At 67.9% G+C, this 5796-nt stretch carries 6 protein-coding genes and 1 pseudogene; 2 read left to right on the top strand and 5 right to left on the bottom strand.

Annotation, left to right across the window (positions count from 1 at the left end; translation table 11 throughout):
- The 3 genes from AC5RUJ_RS09765 to pdhA all read right to left on the bottom strand — a co-directional run.
- Nucleotides 1-344 (bottom strand): biotin/lipoyl-containing protein (locus AC5RUJ_RS09765; RefSeq protein WP_494155805.1); only part of this gene is annotated, 344 nt, incomplete at its 3' end.
- Between the two features lie 4 nt (nt 345-348).
- Nucleotides 349-1356: an alpha-ketoacid dehydrogenase subunit beta gene (locus AC5RUJ_RS09760; RefSeq protein ID WP_494002455.1), complete on the bottom strand. Its 1008-nt coding sequence runs from the start codon at nt 1354-1356 to the stop codon at nt 349-351.
- Nucleotides 1356-2477 carry a pyruvate dehydrogenase (acetyl-transferring) E1 component subunit alpha gene (gene pdhA / locus AC5RUJ_RS09755; RefSeq protein ID WP_494026385.1) on the bottom strand — a complete coding sequence of 374 codons (1122 nt, stop codon included), beginning with the start codon at nt 2475-2477 and terminating at the stop codon, nt 1356-1358. Before pdhA ends, AC5RUJ_RS09760 begins: the two co-directional genes overlap by 1 nt.
- A 191-nt stretch (nt 2478-2668) precedes the next feature.
- Here pdhA and AC5RUJ_RS09750 point away from each other — a divergent pair, with 191 nt between their 5' ends.
- Complete coding sequence (locus AC5RUJ_RS09750; RefSeq protein WP_494128279.1) at nt 2669-3145, top strand: Lrp/AsnC family transcriptional regulator; 477 nt, start codon at nt 2669-2671, stop codon at nt 3143-3145.
- Nucleotides 3146-3333: 188 nt separating this feature from the next.
- Here AC5RUJ_RS09750 and AC5RUJ_RS09745 read toward each other — a convergent pair whose 3' ends face one another.
- Nucleotides 3334-4959: a monocarboxylic acid transporter gene (locus AC5RUJ_RS09745; protein WP_494014212.1), complete on the bottom strand. Its 1626-nt coding sequence runs from the start codon at nt 4957-4959 to the stop codon at nt 3334-3336.
- Entirely contained in the window at nt 4956-5324 is a 369-nt protein-coding gene (locus AC5RUJ_RS09740) for a DUF485 domain-containing protein (RefSeq protein ID WP_494002459.1), read from the bottom strand. The genes AC5RUJ_RS09745 and AC5RUJ_RS09740 overlap by 4 nt, the downstream gene beginning before the upstream one ends.
- Nucleotides 5325-5502: 178 nt before the next feature.
- On the opposite strand from AC5RUJ_RS09740, the pseudogene AC5RUJ_RS09735 reads away from it, so the two are divergent.
- Nucleotides 5503-5796, top strand: a pseudogene (locus AC5RUJ_RS09735) (sensor histidine kinase); the annotation flags it as partial.

Below are 5796 nucleotides of genomic sequence, written 5' to 3'. Positions count from 1 at the left end.
CCGTTCCCTTCGGCCGCCGCACCGTACCCCACCAGGTTCGCCTCGCGGCGCGGTTCCGGCGGGCTTCCCGCGGCCTTGGCACCGTCGTCGCCCTGCCCGGCGTCTTCCACCTCGATGGAGACGATCGGCTCGCCCACGCTGACCGTGGTGCCGGGTACCTCATGCAGGGTCCGGACCACGCCGGCGAACGGCGAGGGCAGCTCGACCACGGCCTTGGCGGTTTCCACCTCGCCCAGGATCTGGTTGAGCTGGACCGCGTCGCCCTCGGCCACGCTCCAGCTGACGATCTCCGACTCGGTGAGCCCTTCGCCCAGGTCCGGCAGTTTGAATACCTTGATCCCCACGGGTTCAGTCCTCCAGTCCGGTCAGCGAGTTGGGCCGGCCGAGCACCCGGTCCACGCCGTCAAGGATGCGATCCAGGTCCGGCAGATGATGCCGCTCCATCTTGGCCGGCGGGTACGGAATGTCCATCCCGGTGATCCGCACCGGCGCGTGTTCCAGATGATAGAAGCAGCGTTCGGTCAGGCTGGCCGCGATCTCCGCGCCGAGCCCGCCGGTCCTGGCCGCCTCGTGGGTGACCACCAGGCGGCCCGTTTTCCGCACGGAGGCCTCCACGGTGGGAAAGTCCAGCGGCGACAGCGAGCGCAAGTCAATGACTTCCACCGACACGCCGTCGTCCTCGGCGGCCTGCGCGGCCTCGCGTGCCGTCTGCACCAGCGCGCCGTAGGCCACCAGGGTCACGTCCGACCCGGGCACCTCCACCCGGGCGCTGCCCAGCGGCAGCGCGGACTCCAGCGCATTCTCGTCCACTTCGCCCTTGGTGTGGTACCGCCGCTTCGGCTCGAAGTAGACCACCGGATCGTCGGCGGCGATGGCCTGCTGGATCATTGTGCAGGCGTCCTGCGGGTTGGACACTGCCACCACCCGCAGACCGGACGTGTGGGTGAAATACGCCTCCGGGGATTCGGAGTGGTGTTCGGCCGCGCCGATGCCGCCGCCGAAGGGCACCCGGATGGTCAGCGGCATCTTGACCCGGCCGCGGGTGCGGTAGTGCAGCTTGGCTACCTGGCTGACAATCTGGTCGAACGCCGGGTAGATGAAGCCGTCGAACTGGATTTCGCACACGGGCCGGTAGCCCCGGTAGGCCATCCCGACGGCGGTGCCCAGGATCGCGGACTCGGCCAGCGGGGCATCGATCACCCGGTGGGCGCCGAAGTCCTTTTGCAGTTCGTCGGTAATGCGGAACACCCCGCCCAAGGCTCCGATGTCCTCGCCGATGATCACCACCCTGGGATCGTTTTCCAGGGCCTTGCGCAGCCCGGTGTTGATGGCGCGTCCAAACGTCATGGTGGTCATCAGCGGCCTCCCTCGGCAGCGTCGAACGAATCAAGATAGCGCTCGTAGTGCGCGCGCTGTTCTGCCAGCACGGGGTGCGGCGCCACGTAGACGTTCTCGAACAGTTCCAAGTCCGCCGGGTCGGCCATGCTCGTGCACCCGGCCCGCATCTCGGCCGCTGCCTGGTCGGCCGCGTCCCGGACCCGCTGTTGCAGGCCCTCGTCCAACAAGCCCTCGGCCGCCAGGTGGGCGGCCAGCCGGTCGATCGGATCGCGGCTCTTCCAGTCCTCCAGCTCGTTCGCGTCGCGGTAGCGGGTGGGATCGTCCGCCGTCGTGTGCGGTCCCATCCGGTAGGTGACCGCTTCGATGAAGGACGGGCCGCCGCCGCTGCGCGCGTGCTCCAGCGCCCGGCGGGTCACCGCCAGGCAGGCCAGGACATCGTTGCCGTCCACCCGGTAACTGGGAATGCCGAATCCGGGCGCCCGGTCGGAGAGTTTGCCCTGGGCCTGCAGTGACACCGGTTCGGAGATCGCCCACTGGTTGTTCTGGCAGAAGAAGATCACCGGCGCCTGGAAGCTGGCGGCAAACACCATGGCCTCGTTCACGTCGCCCTGGCTGGTGGCGCCGTCGCCGAAATACGTCACCGCCACGGCGTCGTCGCCGTCGAACTTGACCGCCATGGCGTAGCCGGTGGCGTGCAGCGTTTGCGCGCCGATGATGACCTGCGGGGTGGCCATGTTGATCTCGTAGGGGTCCCAGCCGGAGGGCCTGTTGCCGCGCCAAACGCGGATCATGTCGGTCAGGTCCACGCCGCGGCAGTACGCGACGCCGTTTTCCCGGTAGCTGGAGAAGACGAAGTCGTCCTTGCGCAGGGCGCGGCCGGAACCGATCTGGGCCGCTTCCTGCCCCAGCAGCGGCGGCCACAAGGCGAGCTCCCCCTGCCGCTGCAAGGCGGTGGCTTCCTGGTCCAGGCGGCGGACCACCACCATGTCCTGGTAGAGGCCGGCGAGTCGGTCGCCGTCGATATCCTCCAGCCAGGGGTCGAACTCCCCGCTGGGGGCCCGCGTGCCGTCCGGCGCGAGCAGTTGGATGTAGCTTTCCTGGTTATGCGGACCGGCCGGGTCCGTGCCTGGTAAGGACACTTGCGACACTCCCTTTGCGTCTTCAGGGCCGGGAAGTCTTGTGGACGTCCCGGCGCCGGACAGCCCCGCCTGCACCTTTGCCCGCGGTTGATTGTGACACTACTCACATCCGGCAAGTAGCGCAACGTTCCGGACAAAAACTGAGCAGAATGCCCTGTCGGGGCCGGGCAGGTCGTGCTAGTCTGCGCATTATGCGGAATCTGGACGGCACCGACCTGCGGTTACTGGCAGCCCTGACGCAGGATCCGCGCCGGACGGTCGTGGCCCTGGCGCAGATCCTGGGCCTGTCCCGCAACACGGTGCAGGCGCGCATGGCCCGGCTGGAAAAGGACCAGGTGTTCCTGTCCTTCGACCGGCGGATCAATCCCGCCGCCGTGGGATATCCGCTCGCGGCCTTCATCCACATCCACGTGCACCAGCCGAAACTGCAACAGATCACCGACGAGCTGGCCCGCATTCCGGAAGTACTCGAAGCGATCGGCATCACCGGCCAGGCGGATATTCTTGCCCGCGTCGTCTCCGAGGGCGCCGAGGACCTGTTCCGCGTCAACGGCAAGATTCTGGCGATCGACGGCGTGGAGCGGACCGACACGTCGCTGGCCATGCACGAACTGATCCCGTTCCGGATGGAACCGCTGCTCTCCCGCGGGGCCCCGGCAACCGGCTAGCTGTCAGGCCGGGTGCTGCTGCCCGCGCTGAGCACCCGGGATGGGAAGATCATTTCCGGACCCGTGCGCCTGGCTCATGCCCGCTGATCCCGAGCGCCCGCAACAGTGCGGGCCCGGCATCCATCCACCGGGCCCGCAGTGTTATCTGTGGCGGCGCGTTGCAGCAGGCGCGCGCCGCCGTCGTCGCATCAGTGAACCGTGGCCTTCTCCGCGCCGACGCCGGTGAGCGAGCGGACCTCCATTTCGGCCTGCTTGGACGCGTCCTCGCGGTTCTTGTCCAGCACGGTTCCCAGCCAGCCCAGGAAGAACGCGAGCGGGATGGAGACGATGCCCGGGTTGTTCAGGCCGAAGATGGCGAAGTCCGCCCCGGGGATCATCGACGTCTCCTTTCCGGAGACCACCGGGGAGAACACGATCAGGACGATGGCCGCGCCCAGGCCGCCGTACATGCTCCAGACCGCACCCTGGGTGGTAAAGCGCTTCCAGAACAGCGAGTAGACGATGGTGGGCAGGTTGGCCGAGGCGGCCACGGCGAACGCCAGCGCCACCAGGAAGGCCACGTTCTGGCCCTGGGCGCCGATGCCGCCGAGGATGGACACGACGCCGATGACCACTACGGTGCGGCGGGCCACCCTGACCTCGCCGGCCGAGTCGACCTGTCCCTTGCGCACCACGTTCGCGTAGATATCGTGCGCGAAGGAGGCGGCCGCGGTGATGGTCAGGCCGGCCACCACCGCCAGGATGGTGGCGAAGGCGACTGCGGAGATCAGCCCTAGCAGCACAGGGCCGCCGAGCGCGAAGGCCAGCAACGGTGCGGCGGAGTTGACCCCGCCCGGAGCGCTCTTGATGGCTTCCGGGCCGATCAGCGCCGCGGCGCCGTAGCCCAGCACCAGGGTGAACAGGTAGAACGCGCCGATCAGCCAAATGGCCCAGACCACGGACCGGCGGGCCTCCTTGGCCGTCGGCACGGTGTAAAAGCGCATCAAAACGTGCGGCAGGGCCGCGGTGCCCAGCACCAGGGCCAGCGCCAGCGAGATGAAGTCCAGCTTGGACGCCTCCGAGACGCCGTACTGCAGGCCCGGGTTGAGCAGCTCGGGGTTGCCGGCGGTTTCCACGGCGGCACCCAGCAGTTCGGACAGGTTGAAGCCGTGCAGTGCCAGCACCCACACGGTCATGATGAACGCACCGGCGATCAGCAGGCAGGCCTTGATGATCTGGACCCAGGTGGTGCCCTTCATGCCGCCAACCAGTACGTAGAGGATCATCAGTGCGCCGACGACGGTGATCACCAGAGACTGTCCCAGCCTGGAGTCGATGCCGATCAGCAGCGAGACCAGGGCGCCGGCTCCGGCCATCTGCGCCAGCAGGTAGAAAAAGCACACGGCCAGTGTGGTGATGGCCGCGGCAATCCGCACCGGGCGCTGCCGCAGCCGGAAGGACAGGACATCGGCCATGGTGAACTTGCCGGTGTTGCGCAACAGCTCGGCCACCAGCAGCAGGGCCACCAGCCAGGCCACCAGGAAGCCGATCGAGTACAGGAAGCCGTCGTACCCGTTGATCGCGATCGCGCCGCAGATGCCCAGGAACGACGCCGCGGAGAGGTAGTCGCCGGCAATGGCGGTACCGTTCTGACCGCCGCTGAAGGACCGGCCCGCCGCATAGTAGTCGGCCGCGGTCTTGTTGTTCCGGCTGGCCCGCAGCACCACCACCAGGGTCACGCCGACAAACAGGGCGAAGATCAGGATGTTGATCCAGGTGGAATCCTTGATGTCGTCCGCCGTGACGGCCAGCGGAATGTTCACGGCATGCCTCATTTGGTGTCCTCCGGTAGGCCGACGCCCTCGTTTTCGAGGCTGTGGCGGATGTCAGTGGCGATCGGGTCCAGCTTCTTGTTCGCGTAGCGGACGTACCAGGTGGTGATGGCGAAGGTGCTCACGAACTGCAGCAGGCCCAGTACCAGGCCGACGTTGATGTTGCCCCACAGCTTGGTGGACATGAATGCGTGCGCATAGTCGGCCAGCAGCACATAGGCGAAGTACCACAGCAGGAAGGCCACGGCCATCGGGAACACAAACGAACGGTGGCGCCTGCGGAGTTCGGTGAACTCCGGACTGCTCTGGACCACCTGGAAGTCCACGGCCGCGGCGGTGCCGGCGTCCGGGTTCGGGTCGTTACCCATCTTTTCCTCCTCATCGGGAACACGCAGGGTGTGACTGCGATCACTCTGCTAGCTCTCGGTCCCCGTGGCCAGCAGCCCGGCGGCGCGCATCGCCCAACGGTCCACCGGCTGCGGTGAACGGCGCTCCCCTGCGCCGAGCTGCATTCGGCCGTTCGGCCCTGCGGCTAGGCTGGAGGGCATGCTCAGCCCGGCCGTGGACATCGCGCTCATCGCCGCCCTGGCCGTGGTGGCGGTGGCGGTGATCGCGCTGGTGGGCTTTAAACTGACCCGCTCCCACCGGGACCTGGGCTCCGAGGCCGACCGCGCAACTTACGCCACGCTGCATACCGCGGGGCTCGCGGGCCAGTACCTGCGTTCCGGGCTGACGCCGGCCGGCGCCGGCAAGGCGAGCAAGCACCTGCGCGGCCTGTTGGGCTCCGAGGTGCTGGTGTTGACCGGGTTGGAGGACGTGCTCGGCTGGGACGGCGCCGGC

This window comes from Arthrobacter sp. Y3223164, assembly GCF_059091005.1.
This window is presented reverse-complemented; position numbering and strand designations above follow the sequence as displayed.